Source organism: Corynebacterium sp., from assembly GCF_030532325.1.
In the GTDB taxonomy this organism is placed as follows: Bacteria; Actinomycetota; Actinomycetes; order Mycobacteriales; family Mycobacteriaceae; genus Corynebacterium.
Genome location: NZ_JAUNLS010000007.1, coordinates 63,238 through 80,092 on the forward strand (window position 1 = coordinate 63,238; position 16,855 = coordinate 80,092).

Here is a 16,855-nt window from a genome sequence, read left to right on the forward strand (position 1 = left end):
TGGATTAGGCCTCGACGTTATCGGAGCCGGAGCCAGCCTCCGAGGAGGCCTCGGCCGACTCAGCCTTGGCGGCCTCCTGGGCCTTGAACTGCTTGCGCAGCATGAACAGCTGGCGCACGGTCTCTTCCTTGACGGCGTCGTTCATGGCGTTGAACATCTCGCCGCCCTCCTTCTGGTACTCCACCAGCGGGTCGCGCTGCGCCATGGCGCGCAGGCCGATACCCTCCTTGAGGTAATCCATCTCGTAGAGGTGCTCGCGCCACTTGGCGTCGATGATCGGGAGGATCACCATGCGCTCGGTGGCGCGCATCTGGGACTCGCCGCCGATGGCGGTGACGGCCTCTTCGAGGGCGTCGTACTCACGGTTGGCGTCGGCCACGAGGGCGTCGCGAAGCTGCTCAGCGGTGAGCTCGCCGGCGGAGCCGTACTCGGTGCCGTCGATGAGGGACTGGTAGGACATCGTAGGTCCGTAGAGGGACTCCAGCGCGCGCCACAGCTCCTCCAGGTTCCAGTCCTCCACGTAGCCGGTGGCGGTCGCACCCGCGACGTAGGCGGAGATGGTGTCCTCGATCATGTCGCGGATGTTGTCCTTGATGTCGCCGGCGTCCAGGATGTCATGGCGGGTGGCGTAGACAACCTTGCGCTGCTCGTTGAGAACTTCGTCGTACTTGAGCACGTTCTTGCGCATCTCGAAGTTCTGGTTCTCCACCTGCGCCTGGGCGCCCTTGATGGAGTTGGAGACCATCTTGGCCTCGATCGGCACATCGTCCGGCACGTTGAGGCGGTTCATCATGTTCTCCATGGACTGGCCGACGAAGCGCACCATGAGCTCGTCGCGCATGGAAAGGTAGAAGCGGGTCTCGCCCGGATCACCCTGACGGCCGGAGCGGCCGCGCAGCTGGTTATCGATGCGGCGGGACTCGTGGCGCTCGGTGCCCAGCACGTAGAGGCCGCCGGCCTCGCGCACTTCATCACCTAGGCGCTTGGAGCGCTCCCTTTCCTGATCGATCTCGGCGTCCCAGGCCTCCTGGTACTTCTCTTCGTCCTCGAAGGGGTCGAGGCCGCGCTCGCGCAGCTTCTCATCGAGAATGACCTCGGGGTTACCACCGAGCACGATATCGGTACCGCGGCCAGCCATGTTGGTGGCCACAGTAACGGTGCCTGGACGGCCGGCGCGGGCGACGATCTGGCCCTCTTCCTCGTGGTGCTTAGCGTTGAGCACGGAGTGCTTGATGCCGCGCTTGGTCAGCAGCTGGGAGAGGTACTCGGAGCGCTCCACGGAGGTGGTACCCACCAGGACGGGCTGGCCGGCCTCGACGTGCTCCGCGATGTCATCGACCACCGCGGCAAACTTGGCCTCCTGGGTCTTGTAGATGCGGTCGGAGTGATCGATACGGGCGTTGGGCTTGTTGGTGGGAATCGGCACCACGTCCAGGCCGTAAATGGAGTGCAGCTCGGCGGCCTCGGTCTCTGCGGTACCGGTCATGCCGGAAATCTTGTCGTAGAGGCGGAAGTAGTTCTGCAGAGTGACGGTGGCCAGAGTCTGGTTCTCGTTCTTGATCTCCACGTTCTCCTTGGCCTCGATGGCCTGGTGCATGCCCTCGTTGTAGCGGCGGCCGGCCAGCACGCGGCCGGTGAAGGAATCCACGATGAGCACCTCGCCGTTGCGGACGATGTAGTCCTTATCGCGGGCGAAGAGCTCCTTGGCCTTGAGCGCGTTGTTGAGATAGGACACCAGCTGGGAGTGCTCCGGCGCGTAGAGATTATCGATGCCGAGCTGATCCTCGACGAACTCCACGCCCTCCTCCAGGACGCCCACGGTGCGCTTCTTGTGGTCCACCTCGTAGTGGATGCCCTCGCGCATCTTCGGTGCCAGCTGGGCAAAGACGTTGTAGAACTGCGAGGAGCCGTCCACTGGGCCGGAGATAATCAGCGGGGTACGGGCCTCGTCGATGAGGATGGAGTCCACCTCGTCGACGATGCAGAAGTTGTGGCCGCGCTGGACGGTGTCATTGAGGCTGCGAACCATGTTGTCACGCAGGTAGTCGAAGCCCAGCTCGTTGTTGGTGCCGTAAGTAATGTCGCAGGCGTAGGCCGCGCGGCGCTCCGGCGGGCGCATCTCCGAGAGGATAACGCCGACGGTCAAGCCCAGCCAGCGGTGCACACGACCCATCATCTCGGCGTCACGCTTGGCCAGGTAGTCATTGACGGTGACCACGTGCACGCCCTTGCCCTCCAGGGCGTTGAGGTAGGCCGGCAGCAGCGAAGTCAGGGTCTTGCCCTCACCGGTGCGCATCTCGGCGACGTTGCCAAAGTGCAGGGCCGCGCCACCCATAATCTGCACTTTGTAGTGCTTCTGGTCCAGCACGCGCCAGGCGGCCTCGCGGACCGTGGCGAAAGCCTCCAAGAAGATATCGTCCATCTCTTCGCCGTCAGCCAGGCGCTTCTTAAACTCGTCGGTCTTGGCCTTGAGTTCTTCGTCGCTCAGCGCAGCGAACTCGTCTTCCAGGGCGATGACCTGATCGGCCGTCTTGGCCAGGCGCTTGACGGTGCGCCCCTCACCGGCGCGCAGCAGCTTGGAGAGTCCAAACACTTCTCGATAGTCCTTCTTGTCGCGACAATACAGTTAACTCCCCGACATTGTACTCACCATGGCTTCGAGGGCTTGCCCTAGCGTCGGTGTGGCAACGCGAAACGCCCACCCGCGGCGGGAAACCGGGGTGGGCGTGGGCGCGAGCCTGTGCGGCTGCGCCGCTTGTCTACGCTGTGCGATTACTTTGTGGAACTACGCCTCAGCGGAACTACTCCGCAGCGGCCTCATCGGACAGGGAGATGATGCCGTAGTCGAAAGCGTGGCGGCGGTAGACCACAGAGGGCTTGTTATTCTCCTCGTTGATGAAGAGGTAGAAGTCGTGGCCCACCAGCTCCATCTCGCTGAGTGCGTCATCGACGCTCATCGGGGTGGCCGGGTGCTCCTTGGAACGCACGATCTGGCCCGGGCGAACGTCCTCAACGGTCTCTGCGTAAGGATCGATGAAGCGCTCTTCCTTGGCGCGCTGTGCCTCGGCCTCAGCGACCATCTCAGCGGCGATCTCGCCGGTACCCTTGCGTGCGCGGTGGCCGGACTTGGCGTTCTCGCGGCGGACCTTGACCTTGCGCAGGGAGCGCTCCATCTTGCTCAGGGCGGTCTCCAGAGCGGCGTAGAAGGAGTCTTCCTTGGCCTCAGCGCGGGCGATGTGACCCTTGCCGGTGGCGGTGATCTGAATGCGATCTGCCTGCGCTTCGCGGCGCGGGTTCGGCTCATGCTGGAGCTCCACGTGGAAGAAGGTCAGAGTCGGATCAAGACGCTCAATCTTGGCCAGCTTGTCAGTGACGCGCTCTTGGAAGTGCTCCGGCACCTCCACGTTGCGACCGGTGATCGTTACCTGAGCGTTGGTGGGCTGGGACATTGAGATGCCTCCCTGTAATCGTGGGGACTGGGTAACTGCACGTTCCGCAATCCTCCGCGGCATGCCGTGAACGGCATGTTCCACACCAACCGCGGGCCTCGACTCCGAGGCGCGACGCTGCACCACGTGTGCGCTGCAGCCCAGTGGCACTGGCGCCGAAGTGCGATACTGCAGTGAAACACTGCAGAAACACTGCAATGCAGTACCAGGATGCGGTTATGTGATACGGAAGCGGAGTATTACTTCCCTGTGACACCACTCATGCTACCACTGGTCATAACCAAGGCGGCGACTAACCCCGGCATCTTCGCTCCCGGCGATCACGCCCTGCACTCACGGCCTGTGATGCAGGCTCCGTGCCGGCCTCCTAGGCCTCCGCGAGGACCAGTGCGCCGGCCACCTGCGCGCCCACGCCCCACAGCCGCGCGGCACTGGCCCGAAGGGTGGAGCCGGTGGTCACGACGTCGTCGACAAGCAGCACCGCCCTGCCCCGCAGCGCCGCGGCGTTGGGAAGGAGTTCCACGGCGCCGCGCATGTTCCGCGCGCGCTCGCTGGCGCTGAGCTCCGATTGATCGGCGCTGCCTCGCGCAATCTGCAGGCAGGGCGCTACCTGCCAGCCCGGCAGCCGCGTGGCGACGCCGCTGCACACCCCCTCCACGGGATCCCCACCACGGGCCCGGGCAGAGGCCGCCCGAGTGGGCGCGGGGACGAGCAGCGCGGTCTCCGGGATGTCGCCGCGGGCGCGCAGGTAGTCCAGCCCCGCCGCGTACACCGCCGCCAGGTGCCCGCGCAGCGCGCGGTGCCCGCGCTCCTTCATCGCCACGATGATGCTGCGCCGGATGTCGGAGTACGGGCCGAGCGCCCTAACGGGAAAGCCCAGTGGTTCCGGGCGCTCGATGCGCTGCGGCACCCGCCGCAGGTGATGCTGGCAGCGCGGGCAGAGCGAGTGGCCCGGCGTAGTCTCCGCGCCGCAACCCGCGCACGGGCGCGGCAGAATCAGTTCAGTCGCCGCCGCCAGTGCCGCGGCCGCCCGGGTGGCCGCCCGGCGCGCTGGAATGCCCGAAACCCCCATGGGCGCCCCCCTTGTTGTCTTTTCGCGCTGCGCGATGGTCGCCGTACGCCACTGTACTAGTGCGCCACTGTACTAGTGCACCTCGCTACTAGTGCGCCACGATGGGCGCCGAGCGCTGGCCCTGCAGGCCGTCGACCTCACGCCAGTAGTAGTTCTCCTCACCCTGGGCGGGAAGCTGCAGGATGGCGTGGGCGTCGGTGACATACAGCGTGGAGGGCGAGGCCGCCACCGCCACCACCGGCGCGGTGATGTTGCCCGCCGGCAAGGTGGTAGCGGAAGAGCCGTCCTGTTCGATGCGCCACACCGGGGACTTCGAGGCTGAAGTACCCACCAGAAGCGAGCCGTCATCCTGCCAGTCCAGCGAGAGCGCGGAGCCGGTGAGCTCGGGGCCCACGCGGTGCACGTTGACGATGCGCTTATCACCGGAGCTCGCGCGGCTGACGACGCCAATGTAGACGTCGCCGTCGATGATCATCGCCAGGCGCGCGCCGGTGCGCGAGAGGCGAATGACGGAAATTTCCCCGCGCACCTTGTCCAGGGCCGAGGTATCCACCTCCGCGCTGGCTAGCTCCCCGGTGGCCGTCGAGCGCGTCACGCGTACCACGCGGTGTCCGTCCACCACGGTCCACGCGGCCTGCCCACCGAGCTCGAAGGTGGGACGCGCCAGCGTCTTGCCCTTGACGGATTCGCGCAAGCCCCGGCCGAGTTCGCCAACGTAGAGCTGCGATTCCTCCTCGGAGCGCTTGCGCACGATGGCTACGGCGTCATCGCCGGAGATGTCCGCGGACTGGATGTCCTGCGCGTGGCCGGCGTCCCCACCGAGCGCCTCGTTGCCGTTGGCTGCGATCTTCCAGATGGCACCGTCGTTGAGCGCATAAAGCTGGGAGACGCTGCGGCTGGACTTCTCGGGGTTGAACTCGCCGAAGTCATCGATGGTCATCTCCTCCATGCCATCGACCAGCGGGCCGCCATCCGCGGTGGCGCGCACGGTGGAATCCATCTCCGCGTTGTTGAGGGTCCACACCAGCTGGGCGGCGAACTTCAGGCGCTCGTCCTGGGACATGCCGGCCAGCCCAGTGAACTCGTAGACGCCGTTGTTGCGGCCGAGGAAGGTGGCGGCGTCGGGAAGCAGCGAGGTCGCCGCGGGGCGGATGACCTCCGAGGGGCCCTGGGTGAGGAGCGTGACCAGCTCCTCGGCCATCTCGTTCTTCCCGGAGTACAGCCAGCGCCGGTCGCTGACCAGGGCACGCTGGGTGGAATCGAAGAAGTACAGCGGCTGCGGGCGGTAGCGGTTGCGCAGCTCTGTGCGCTCGATGACCGCGCCGTTGGGCAGATCCACGATGCGCCACTGGCCGTCGAACTGTCGCAGCCTGATGGTGGCCTCCAAGCGCGAGTTATCCGGGGTGTAGGCCCCGCCTTTGGCCAGCTGGCCGATGATGTTGCCGCGCACCGAGTACTCCAGGGTCTCGTCGTCCTTGCTGGAGGTCACCAGGTCGATGGAGTCCACCACCAAGACCTTGTCGGTGGGATCCCAGGAATTGGCGATGTCCGGGGAAAGGAAGGTGCGCGCCGCCGCGTAATCGGCCGAGGGAATGGCCGCGGCGGAGTAGAAATCGCGCAGGAGCAGATCGGGGGCGCTGTCCTGGCGGGGTTCCACGACGGCGTCGTCAACGTGCTCGTGCGGCTCGAAGGTGGCCACCACCTGCGGGCTGGTATCGCGCGGCAGGGTGGAGCAACCGGCCACGGTGGCCAGGGCGCTGGCGGAAACCACGACGAGGACGCGGCGCAGCGCGTGCGTACGGGCGGGCGGGGCCGGGGCCGGGGCATGCTGTTGCTGAGGCGAGCAGGTCATCGCTGGGCCTCCTCTTCAAAGTCCTTGGTGTCACCATGCTGCCACTGGGGGCTGGGGGCATCCGCGGCCGGGTCAGCAGCTGGGTTCGAGTGGGACTCCGAGTGTGACTCTGAGTGTGACTCCGTGTGCGCAGCGGAGGCCTCCTCCGGTGCGGGGAGCTCGCGCGCCACGCGCTCGGAGGGCCAGATGATGCCGGCGTCGGCAGGCGGCTCCTCCACCGCAGCGCCCACCGCGAACTGGGTGCTCAGCGTGTGCGCGGCCGGGGCCTCGTCTTGCTCCGTGGGGGCGCCGGGGACCGTCAGCTCGATGGGCTCCTCGGTGATGTCGCCGTTGGGCACGCGCGGCAGGATGAGGCGGAAGCAGCTGCCCACGCCCGGGTAGCCGATGGCATCGAGGCTGCCGCCGTGCAGTGCGGCGTCCTCGCGGGCAATAGCCAGGCCCAAACCGGTACCACCGGAGTGGCGCTTGCGGGAGGCATCAGCGCGCCAGAAGCGGTTGAACACCAGCTCCTCCTGGCCGGCCTTGAGCCCCACGCCCTGATCCGTCACGGTGATGCCCACCGCGGAGTCGTTGCTGCGCATGGTCACCGTCACCGGGTTGCCCTCAGAGTGATCGATGGCGTTGGCCAGCAGGTTGCGCAGCACGCGCTCGACGCGGCGGGAATCCGCCTCCACGGTCACCGGCTCCTCCGGCAGCTCGAGGCGCACCTCGACGTCGAGCTCCTCGGCCAGGCGCGCGACCTGGGACATCGCCGAATCCACGCAGGAGCGCAGATCGATGGAAGCCGCGGAGAGGTCGGCCACACCGGCGTCGTGGCGGGAGATCTCCAACAGATCCGCCAGCAGTTCCTCGAAGCGGTCAAGCTCGCGGATCATCAGCTCGGTGGAGCGCTTGGTGTGCGGGGCAAAGTCATCGGAATCCGCAGCGATGAGATCCGCGGCCATGCGCACCGTGGTCAACGGGGTGCGCAGCTCATGGGAGACGTCCGAGGTGAACTGGCGCTGCAGGTTGCCGTACTCCTCCAGCTGCGTAATCTGCTTGGAGAGCTTGTCTGCCATGTCGTTGAAGGAGGCGGCCAGGCGGCCCATCTCGTCATCGGTGTTGACCACCATGCGCTCGCGTAGGTGGCCGGCGGCCAGGCGCTGCGCAATGCGCGAGGCGGATCGAATGGGCGCGATGACCTGCTGGGTAGCCAGCCAGGCGATGCCCACCAGGAGCACCACGACCACCACGCCGGCCGCGGAGAGCAGGCCGCGCATGAGCGCCATGGTGGATTCCTCCGACTCCATGGACAGCACCAGGTACACCTGGGTGTTCGGGATGTCGGACTCGATGGGGGTGCCCACCATGAGCGCATTGTAGGTCTTGCCGCTTTGCTGCTCGACGTGCGCGTACTGCTGGACAATCTGCTGCTTGGACACCAACTCGCGCATCTCCGGCGGGATACGATAGCCCTCGGGCGAGGTGGTGGCCGTGCCGTCCTCGTTGTCCACCACGATAACCGGCTCGTAGACAGTTTGGGCGTCGGTCTGCTGCGCGGAGAGCTGGCCCAAGGAGGCACGGGCGGCGTTTATTCTCACCTGCGTGGAGTTGGCCGTGCCGGTGGCGTTGATCTGCTGCTCAACCGCCACGCGGGCGCGCTCAAGCTCCTGCAGCGCGGCGTCCTCCTTCTGGCTCACCAGCCGCTGCGTCAGCACGGAGACCAGCGCGTAGGCCAGAATCAGCATGACGACGGCCGAAGCCACCAACATCATGCCGATTACTCGAGTCTGGAGGGAGGTACGCCAACGCTCGACGATGCCCTCTCGGATTCGCCTTATCCACTCAGTAATGACAGCTGCCCTCTGCTATTCGCCGGCGGTGTCGACTTTGCCGGTCTTGTAGCCCACACCGCGCACGGTGAGGACGATGTGCGGATCTTCCGGATCGTGTTCGATCTTGGCGCGCAGGCGCTGCACGTGCACGTTGACCAGGCGGGTATCGGAAGCGTGGCGGTAGCCCCACACGGACTCCAGTAGCGCCTCGCGGGTGTGCACCTGGCCGGGCTTGCGGGCCAGCTCCAGCAGCAGATCGAACTCGAGAGGAGTCAGCGAGATCTCCTCGCCGCCCTTGCGAGTGACGGTGTGCTCGGGGACGTCGATCAGCAGATCGCCCACCTCAATCATCTCGCTGGCCTCTGCTTCGGAGCGGCGCAGGCGCGCACGAATGCGGGCGATGAGCTCCTTAGGCTTGAAGGGCTTGGTGATGTAGTCATCGGCTCCGGATTCCAGGCCGAGCACCACGTCCACGGTGTCCGTCTTGGCGGTGAGCATGACAATCGGCACGGCGGACTCGGTGCGGATGGCACGGCAGATGTCCACGCCGTTCATGCCGGGGAGCATGAGGTCGAGCAGGATCAGATCCGGATCGTGCTGGCGGAAGGCGGGCACCGCCTCGTTGCCATCGTTGACGGCGATGGGCTCTAGGCCCTCCGCCTCCAACACGATGGTGAGCATCTCGGCGATTGCCGGGTCATCATCTACGACCAAGATTTTTGGTGCCACGCTACTTCTCCCCTACGAGATCCTTGACAGATTGAATAATCATATCGACATCCGTGGTGGCGATCCACCGCCCGGCCCATTGCCGCCGGGCCAGCTCCCGGTAGGCCGCGGCGGTGCGGGCCTGCAATCCGCCGTCTTGTTCGTAACGGTCGCGGGCGCGGGCGGCATCCGCCTCCGCCCGGGAGGCGGCGCGCTCGGCGGCCACGTTCACGGCGGTGTCGAGATAGATCTGCAGATCCGGCACCGGCAGGCCGAGGCGCTCGTACTCGAGCGCGTAGACCCAGTCCACCACCGCCTCATCCTGGGCGCGGGCGGCCGAGTAGGCGGCGTTGGAGGCGACGTAGCGATCCAGCAGCAAAAGCCGCCCGGTATCCGTGGCCGCAGACGCGAGCTGTTCCTTGGCACCGTGGCGGTCGAGCGCAAAGAGGGTGGCCATGGCGTAGATGGAATCGGTGAGGTCCCCCATGCGCCCGTAGAGCGCCTCGCGGGCGAGCTGCGCATGGATGGAGGTCTCATAGCGTGGGAAGGCCAGGACATCGACCTCGATGTCCAGCTCCTGGCGCAGCCTGCCTACCAGGGTGTTCTTCCCCGCGCCGTCGATTCCTTCGATACTTACCAGCATGGATGTGTCACAAAACTTTCAGAATGCTCAAATGCGGACGGATGCAGACCACGGCTTAGGACAGAGCCTCGATGAAGGGCTCCAGGTCATAGTCCTCTTCTACGGCCTCGAGCAGCTCCAGCGCGTTCTCCGTCAGGGCCTCGCTGCCGCTGCCGGTCAGATCGCGGATGAACGGGTAGGAGGCCACCACCTCACCCGCACTGAACGGGGCGCCGGCCCAGATGGCGGCGATGGTGGCGGCGGCCAAGGCGTTGCGCTCCTCCTCGGTGGATACGCCGTCGCCGGCGGTGGCTAGCGCGCAGGCGTCGGCGATGGCTTCGACGATGTCATCATCGTCAAGGTTGGCCAGCTCGTCGAGGAAATCCACATTGTCCTCATCAGTGAAGATGTGTTCATCCCATGTGCTCACTGCATGTCTCCTTTGTTTAAGGCACTGGCGACGCCCCTGCGGGCGTCTGGGGCAAATCGGGCAATAATGTACACCACACGTGCGACTGTGGAGTCTTGGATGTGGCGGCCTGGCCGGCCGCGGCGAGCATCCCGGTGTCGCACCGCGCTCATACCACTGTTGTACCACTCATTGTTCTACCAAACGGGGCTCTCGCCCGTGATTGCCCAGGCGCTTTGTGGGCGCTTCTGTGAGCGCTTCGAGGAGTCTTTGTGCGGATAGCTGCCGCCAGCCCTTTCCAGCTCAGCGGGTTCGTGTTATTGTCGTTATCATCTCGTTATAGAATTCTGCTTCCGCGCTTTCTGTACGGCTGTACCCCGGCGGGCTGGCACCTCCAATTCGCCGGCCCCGGGGCATCCACAGAAAGTCCACCCCGGCAGGACTAGTCGCACAACCGGATCCAGCCACACAGACAAGCCGCGAAAGGAGGCAGGATGGACCGCAACGCAGACAATGACTCGCGCCGCGTCGTCGTCTTCATCGCCTTGGGCTTGGTCACCGCACTTGCGGTGGGCGTGGCCGTCTGGCGGGTCAGTGCGCCGAGCTCCGTGGTCGCAGGCCACGTCGAGCCGGTGGTGCAGTCTTCCTCCACCGCTACCCAGAGCTCCGCGCCGTCGAATGAGTACAGCACCACCTCCGCAGCACCCGAGCCGCAAAACGAAGAGCAGGCCGCGCCGGTGGCCACCAATGACCCCTATCTCGCGCCCAATGCCGTGCTCAACCGCACGCAGGCGGCCGGGCCCACGGCGGTCTACCGGCCCGATAATGTCTCTGCCTGGACGCAGGGCAATGGCACCGCGGCTTCCCCCCAGGGCAGCGTGAACGCCGCGCCTTCGAGCGCCGTTGCTGAGCAGTCGGCACCGAGCACGGAGAACGTCCCTGTCCTGCCCAACGAGGGCGGCATGGACCAGGACTCCTCCTCCCACTCGCGCCCGGAGCGCCCGGACCGTGAGGATAACGAGCCCACCCACGAGCAGACCCCGCCGAATACTCCGCAGACGCAGACCTCGACCCCGGATTCACCCGAGACCCCCGTGCCCTCCACTGAGCAGCCCACTGGATCGCCCACGGAGGAACCTTCCCCCAGCAGCGGCACCGCCGCCGGCAGCGAAGTCACACTCACCCCAAACACGGACGAGCCCACGGTCATGGAGTCCGCCGCGACGGAACCCACCCCGCTGGACTAACACTGGGTCAGCCCGCGGGACTCGTTAGACGCGCGCCAGGAAGAGCTGCGCGCGTGCCCCCTCTGCAGCCACGGCGGTAGCGGCGGGATCGTTTGCTGGCAGCCAGACTGCCTGCCCGGCGCTGAGCTCCACGTGCTCGTCGGCGCTGTTGCGCAGCTCGGCGTTGCCGGCGGTGCACAGCACGATAGCGGGGCCGTCGAAGTCGATGTCCACGGACTGCTCCGCGCCCGCAGCACCCCCGAGTTCTACGCGGTCGAGGGCGAACTCGTCGATGGGCACCGGGTAGGACCACTGGCGTGCGCCGTGGACCTGCGGGGCGGAGTCCTTGTTCACCTGCTCTACGCGCGGGTTCGCAATCGGCTCGTAGGTGAGCACCTTGACCAGCTCGGGCACGTCCACGAACTTCGGGGTCAGCCCGCCGCGCAGCACGTTATCGGAGTTGGCCATGATCTCCACGCCCAGGCCGCGCACGTAGGCGTGCAGCTCGCTGGCGTCGAGGTAGACCGCCTCGCCCGGCTGCAGAACCACGTGGTTGAGCAGCAGCGCGCCCAGCACGCCGATATCGCCGGGGTACTGCTCGTTGAGCTGCAGAACCGTGGCCATGACGGTGGCCATCCAGGCGTCGTCAGCCGCCAGCTCCCCCTGGTTATCCACCAGGCGCTGCCCGGCGGCCACAACGGCGCTGATGAGTTCCTTGCGCTTGGCGGCGGGGATGGTGATCCAGGTGGTAAACAAAGCGCGCAGGTTATCGCTCTCCGCCGCGGGATCCTCAGCCAGCATGCTCAGGTAGTGGTCCAGCTCCGGGCACTGCAGGGCCTGGAACAGGCGCAGGGTCTGCTCCAGGGGGCGGAAGCCCGCCATGGCGTAGAACTCGGACAGGGCGACGATGAGCTCAGGCTTGTGATTATCGTCCTTGTAGTTGCGGTTGTTCGCGGTCAGTTCCACGCCGGCCTCGTTCTCCCGGGCAAAGCCCTCCTCCGCCTGCGCCTTGGAGGGGTGCGCCTGGAGGGAGAGCGGCTCCTCGGCAGCGAGGAGCTTGAGCAGGAAGGGCAGGCGCTGGCCATACTTATCGACGACCCTCTGGCCCAACTGCCCCTGCGCATCAGCGGCGATGCGCTCATCGAGGTGCTGGCCCTCAACAGTGGAGGGATCCGCCGGATGCGCGCCGTACCACAGCTCCGCGATGGGGCTGTCGGTGGCCGGCTGATTCATCAGGTTCGGGATGATGGTTCGCGAACCCCAGGAGTACTTCCGGATTGCGCTGTTCAGCAGCTGCATGTCAAGAAACCTTTACTGTGTGTCGTAGGCGGTCGCGGCATAACTCCGCGTGATCAACTGGAGCGCACGGGCGAGATCACCCAGTGCGGGCTCGGTGTCGGCACTCGACACAGCGAGCGCGTGGGGCAGGTTCGCCTCTTCCTGGCCCCATAAAACAATTTTCAAGGGTACCAAAGGCCCCTGGGCGCCGTCGCCGTCAATCTGGGGGTCAAAGAAGATGTCCCGCTCGGCGGCCGGGGCGGACTCACGGTGCCGCTCCAGCACTCCGGGCAGCTCCTGGGCATCGACGACGGTGCCGCCGAGGCCGTGAACCGTCCACACCGCCGCGGCCATGCGCGCAACGAGAGCCCCCATGTCCACGCGGGCGCGCTGCTCCGAGTAGAGGTACCGGTCCACCCCGCAGCTGTGCACCACAAAGGCCCCCTCGACGAACTCGCGTAGCACGCGCCCAGGGTTGGTGGTGGCGTCATGCTCCGGGGTGAGCAGGGCAAGCTCGCGGTCGACGGCCTCAGCCACCTCCTCCAGGCGGCGGGTCACCAGGACGGGATCCTCGGTGAGCACGGAGTAGATAGCGTGCAGTGCGGTGATGTAGCGGGCCGGGGAGGACCCCTCGGCCGTCGGCAACGTAGGTGCCTGCCAGGTCTCCTCTGGGGCGTCCTCCACCAGCGGGCCGCGAGTCGGCCCCACAAGCACGGTGCTCGCGCCCCGCGCGGCGGCGGTGATCAGAGCCCGGGAGGCCCATTCCGCTTCCCCGCTCTCGCCAATGACCACAACGACGTCAAGCGCCCCGCAGAACTGCGGCAGAGATTCCGCCACCACGATGGGCACCTGGGCCGGCTCCGCCAACCCGGCGGCGAAGTGCGCGGTGGCCCGGGCGATGTGATCCGTGGGCAGAATCACCAGGCTGCGCGGGCGCGAGCCGCCCAGCAGCTCGGCGAGGTCTTCCACCGCCGAGGCCATCAGCCTGACCTGCGCGCCTTCGTGGGCTACGTCGAAGTAGCGCACCGTCTCTGGCGCATAGGAAGAACCGTCAAAGTAGCTGTCACTCATGGCGCCCAGCATAGCCCCGCACCCGGGCACCCGCGGGGCCACTACCCCGCCCCGCGGGACCAAAAGAGCAGTCAAACCGGCATTTTGGGCCACGAGCAGATATGCAATAAGGGCTGCCTTTGTGGGATGATGAACCGAGTATGAATACACCGCGGGCGTAGCATGTGTCCCGCACCTAGTACTACTGCACTACTGCGTACCCGTTTCACAGACATCGAAAGGCCATCATGACTCAACAGCCACTGAAAGTAGCCGTCATCGGTGCCGGCCCCGCCGGCATTTACGCGTCCGACATCCTGGTGAAGAAGACCGGCGGCAACGTTCAGATCGATCTCATTGAGCAGATGCCTGCCCCCTTCGGTCTCATCCGCTACGGCGTTGCCCCGGATCACCCGCGCATCAAGGGCATCGTGAACTCCCTGCACCGCGTACTGGAGACCGAGCAGATCCGCCTGCTCACCAACGTCACCATCGGCCGCGACATCACCCTGGCTGAACTGCAGGAGCACTACGACGCCGTGGTCTTCGCCACCGGCGCGGTGGGGGATCGCGGCATGACCATCCCGGGCTCCGATCTCGAGGGCGTGCACGGCGCCGGCGAGTTCGTGGGCTTCTACGACGGCAACCCGCGTTTCAAGCGCGACTGGGATCTCTCCGCGGAGGAGGTCGCGGTGATTGGCGTGGGCAACGTCGCCCTCGACGTCTCCCGTATCCTGGCCAAGACCGCGGACGAGCTCAAGGAAGCCACCGAGATCCCGGATAACGTCTATGAGTCCCTGTCCAAGAACAAGGCCCACACCGTGCGCGTCTTCGGCCGCCGCGGCCCCGCCCAGGCCAAGTTCACCCCGCTGGAGCTCAAGGAGCTGGACCACTCCCCGACCATCAACGTGGTGGTGGATCCGGAGGACATCGACTACGACGAAGCCTCTCTCAAGGCCCGCGAGGAGGCCAAGTCCTGCGACCTGGTGTGCCAGACCCTCGAGGGCTACGCCATCCGCGAGCCCAAGGACGCACCGCACACCCTGCAGATTCACCTCTTCGAGCAGCCGGTGGAGTTCATCGGTGAAAACGGGAAGGTGACCGCCGTGAAGACCGAGCGCACCGCGCTCAACGGCGATGGCACTGTCTCCGGAACTGGTAAGTTCACCGAGTGGCCGGTGCAGGCGGTCTACCTCGCGGTGGGCTACCGCTCCGATGCCATCGAGGGCGTGCCCTTCAACGAGGATAAGCACGTGATCAACAATGACGGCGGGCATGTCGTCGACAAGCAGGGCGAGATCGTGCCCGGTCTCTACGCCACCGGCTGGATCAAGCGCGGCCCGGTGGGGCTCATCGGCAACACCAAGTCCGACGCCACCGAGACCATCGGCATGCTGCTTGCCGACGCCGCCGCAGGCAACCTCTCCCACTCCGCCGAGGAGGACATCACCTCCCTGCTGGAATCCAAGGGCATCGAGTACCTGACCTGGGAGGGCTGGAAGAAGCTGGACGCCGCCGAGCGCGCCCTGGGTGAGGCCGAAGGCCGCGAGCGCAAGAAGTACGTCGAGTGGGAGGACATGGTTTTCCACTCGCGCGGCTAATCCGTGCGCCCTAAGGCGGTGGCATGAACGCCACCCCTTCCCCCGATAGCCCTATGCCCGGTGATTCCCCTCGCCCACCGCAGGTGCGCGCCTCCGCGAAGGAACGCACCACCGTGGCGCGCATTCTTTCCGACGCCCTCTCCGAAGGCCGCCTCACCATGGAGGAGTTTGACGAGCGCACCGGCCAGGCCTACAACGCGCGCACCCGCGCCGAGCTGGCGGCACTGACCGCGGATCTGCCCGCGCCACGCGATGAAACCACCCCCGCCAGCTCCGCCGGCGATCCACACACGCCGCTGGTGCGGGTGGTGGGCATCGCCGCCTTCGGGGGCGTTGAGGTGAAGACGAAGTCCTAGGGACCGGCCCAGGGGTTTAGGCCCGAATGATGGCCAGGACCTCGTCGGCGATCTGCTGGACTTCCTCGGTGGTCTTGGCCTCCACGTTGAGGCGCAGCAGCGGCTCGGTGTTGGATGCGCGCACGTTGAACCAGGCCTCAGTGCCCTTCAACTCAACCGTGACACCATCGAGCTCATCCACGGACTCAATCTTCTCCGCCAGCGCGTCCAGCACCCGCTGGGTCGAGGCCGCCTGATCCTCCACCGTAGAGTTGATCTCACCGGAAGCCTCATAACGCGAATACTGCGCCATCAGCTCGCTCAGCGGCTTATCGGACTCACCCAGCGCCGCCAACACGTGCATCGCCGCCAGCATGCCCGAATCCGCATTCCAGAACTCCTGGAAGTAGTAGTGCGCCGAGTGCTCACCACCAAACACAGCCTTCTCCTTGGCCATCTGTGCCTTGATAAACGAGTGGCCCACACGCGTGCGCACAGCCTTACCACCGTTCTCCGCGATGATCTCCGGCACCGTCTTCGACGTAATCAGATTGTGAATGATCGTCGCCCCCGGGAACTTCTTCAGGTAACGCTCCGCCACCAGGGCGCAAATCGCCGAAGGCGAAACCGGCTGCCCCTTCTCATCCACCACAAAACAGCGATCCGCATCACCATCAAAAGCCAAGCCAATATCGGCCTTTTGCTCCACAGTGAACTTCTGCAAATCCACCAGGTTCTTCGGATCCAACGGATTAGCCTCGTGGTTGGGGAACGTGCCATCCAGCTCAAAGTACAAATCCCGCACATCACAAGGCAGACCCTTAAACACCTCAGGCACCGTGTGCCCACCCATGCCATTGGCCGCATCCACAGCCACCACCAGCGGGCGGGAATCCTCCAGCGGCACCAGACCACGCAGGAAGGCCGCGTAGTCCGGCAGCACCTCCTTCTCACTGACAGCCCCCGGCTCACCCTCATACGCCGGCACGCCCTCAACGAGCATGTCCTTGATGGCCTCCAAACCAGTCTCCTGGCCCACCGGCACCGCGCCCGCCCGGCACATCTTGATGCCGTTGTACTTCGCCGGATTATGCGAGGCAGTAAACATCGCGCCCGCACACCCCATCGAACCAGCCGCAAAGTACAGCTCATCCGTCGAAGTCAGATTGAGCATGACCACATTGATGCCCTGCGAGGCAGCACCCTGTGCAAAAGCGCTGGCCAGCGCCGGCGAGGACGGGCGCATATCATGCCCAACCGCCACCGTGGTCTCCCCCTCGCCACGCAGGATCGCGGCAAACGCCGCACCGGTATCGCGCACGAAGGCCTCATCGATGTCTTCGCCCACAACGCCACGGACGTCATAAGCCTTAATCACTGCATCAAGCTGTTCACGAGTTCGCATAACCCGCAATCTTACCCCCTACGCCTGCCCCAAC

At 65.8% G+C, this 16,855-nt stretch carries 14 protein-coding genes; 3 read left to right on the forward strand and 11 right to left on the reverse strand.

The features are described from left to right. Window positions 1–4 precede the first annotated feature (4 nt). The 8 genes from secA to Q4E25_RS05640 all read right to left on the reverse strand — a co-directional run bounded on the left by secA (window position 5) and on the right by Q4E25_RS05640 (window position 9,947). Window positions 5–2,593: a preprotein translocase subunit SecA gene (gene secA, locus Q4E25_RS05605; protein ID WP_303154950.1), complete on the reverse strand. Its 2,589-nt coding sequence runs from the start codon at window positions 2,591–2,593 to the stop codon at window positions 5–7. Between the two features lie 208 nt (window positions 2,594–2,801). Next, entirely contained in the window at window positions 2,802–3,449 is a 648-nt protein-coding gene (gene raiA, locus Q4E25_RS05610; RefSeq protein WP_303154953.1) for a ribosome-associated translation inhibitor RaiA, read from the reverse strand. 367 nt (window positions 3,450–3,816) lie between these two features. After that, window positions 3,817–4,521 carry a ComF family protein gene (locus tag Q4E25_RS05615; protein WP_303154955.1) on the reverse strand — a complete coding sequence of 235 codons (705 nt, stop codon included), beginning with the start codon at window positions 4,519–4,521 and terminating at the stop codon, window positions 3,817–3,819. Between the two features lie 88 nt (window positions 4,522–4,609). Continuing rightward, window positions 4,610–6,373, reverse strand: a complete 1,764-nt coding sequence (gene lpqB, locus Q4E25_RS05620) for an MtrAB system accessory lipoprotein LpqB (RefSeq protein WP_303154956.1) — start codon at window positions 6,371–6,373, stop codon at window positions 4,610–4,612. After that, complete coding sequence (gene mtrB, locus Q4E25_RS05625) at window positions 6,370–8,184, reverse strand: MtrAB system histidine kinase MtrB (RefSeq protein ID WP_303155019.1); 1,815 nt, start codon at window positions 8,182–8,184, stop codon at window positions 6,370–6,372. The genes lpqB and mtrB overlap by 4 nt, the downstream gene beginning before the upstream one ends. Before the next feature lie 36 nt (window positions 8,185–8,220). Next, window positions 8,221–8,916 (reverse strand): MtrAB system response regulator MtrA, encoded by a 696-nt coding sequence (mtrA, locus tag Q4E25_RS05630; RefSeq protein WP_303154958.1) that lies wholly within the window; start codon window positions 8,914–8,916, stop codon window positions 8,221–8,223. A gap of 1 nt (window position 8,917) precedes the next feature. After that, a complete protein-coding gene (locus tag Q4E25_RS05635; protein ID WP_303154961.1) occupies window positions 8,918–9,538 on the reverse strand; it encodes a dTMP kinase in 621 nt (206 codons plus the stop codon). A 55-nt stretch (window positions 9,539–9,593) separates the two neighbouring features. Then, complete coding sequence (locus tag Q4E25_RS05640; protein ID WP_303154963.1) at window positions 9,594–9,947, reverse strand: DUF4259 domain-containing protein; 354 nt, start codon at window positions 9,945–9,947, stop codon at window positions 9,594–9,596. Window positions 9,948–10,420: 473 nt separating this feature from the next. Between Q4E25_RS05640 and Q4E25_RS05645 the strand changes: the two genes are divergently transcribed. After that, window positions 10,421–11,173 carry a hypothetical protein gene (locus tag Q4E25_RS05645; protein ID WP_303154964.1) on the forward strand — a complete coding sequence of 251 codons (753 nt, stop codon included), beginning with the start codon at window positions 10,421–10,423 and terminating at the stop codon, window positions 11,171–11,173. 24 nt (window positions 11,174–11,197) lie between these two features. On the opposite strand, the gene manA is transcribed toward Q4E25_RS05645, so the two are convergent. Then, complete coding sequence (gene manA / locus Q4E25_RS05650) at window positions 11,198–12,451, reverse strand: mannose-6-phosphate isomerase, class I (protein ID WP_303154965.1); 1,254 nt, start codon at window positions 12,449–12,451, stop codon at window positions 11,198–11,200. 12 nt (window positions 12,452–12,463) lie between these two features. Beyond that, window positions 12,464–13,501: an exopolyphosphatase gene (locus tag Q4E25_RS05655; RefSeq protein WP_303154968.1), complete on the reverse strand. Its 1,038-nt coding sequence runs from the start codon at window positions 13,499–13,501 to the stop codon at window positions 12,464–12,466. A 227-nt stretch (window positions 13,502–13,728) separates the two neighbouring features. Here Q4E25_RS05655 and Q4E25_RS05660 point away from each other — a divergent pair, with 227 nt between their 5' ends. Then, window positions 13,729–15,081: an FAD-dependent oxidoreductase gene (locus tag Q4E25_RS05660; protein WP_303154969.1), complete on the forward strand. Its 1,353-nt coding sequence runs from the start codon at window positions 13,729–13,731 to the stop codon at window positions 15,079–15,081. A gap of 23 nt (window positions 15,082–15,104) precedes the next feature. Further along, the gene (locus Q4E25_RS05665) at window positions 15,105–15,437 is read left to right on the forward strand and encodes a DUF1707 domain-containing protein (protein WP_303154970.1); all 333 of its coding nucleotides are present in this window, start codon (window positions 15,105–15,107) and stop codon (window positions 15,435–15,437) included. Between the two features lie 16 nt (window positions 15,438–15,453). On the opposite strand, the gene Q4E25_RS05670 is transcribed toward Q4E25_RS05665, so the two are convergent. Continuing rightward, the gene (locus Q4E25_RS05670) at window positions 15,454–16,821 is read right to left on the reverse strand and encodes a phosphomannomutase/phosphoglucomutase (protein WP_303154972.1); all 1,368 of its coding nucleotides are present in this window, start codon (window positions 16,819–16,821) and stop codon (window positions 15,454–15,456) included. Window positions 16,822–16,855: the final 34 nt, after the last annotated feature.